General features: G+C 73.6%; 1 protein-coding gene. It reads left to right on the top strand.

Going from position 1 to position 216, the window contains the following annotated elements; genetic code table 11:
- Window positions 1-27 precede the first annotated feature (27 nt).
- Window positions 28-216: hypothetical protein (locus tag E0702_RS18955; RefSeq protein ID WP_205742194.1), on the top strand; the 189-nt coding region annotated here is incomplete at its 3' end.

Below are 216 nucleotides of genomic sequence, written 5' to 3'. Positions count from 1 at the left end.
CTCTGCGGGTCGACGGTGACGGTGGATGTGAAGCTGGACCAGGGGCGCGTTGCGGCTTTCGGGCAGGACGTGAAGGCCTGCGCACTGGGGCAGGCGGCGGCGTCGGTGCTGGGCGGGGCCGTGATCGGGCGCAGCCGGGCAGAGATCGAGGCGGCCCGCGACGCGCTCAAGGCGATGCTGAAAGAGGGCGGGCCGGTGCCCGACGCGCCCTTCGAC

Origin of the sequence: Halomonas marinisediminis, from assembly GCF_004347715.1 — a bacterium.
Classification (GTDB): Bacteria; Pseudomonadota; Gammaproteobacteria; order Pseudomonadales; family Halomonadaceae; genus Halomonas; species Halomonas icarae.
Note: the sequence above shows the minus strand (reverse complement) of the source record. Positions and strands in the feature narration are given on the sequence as shown.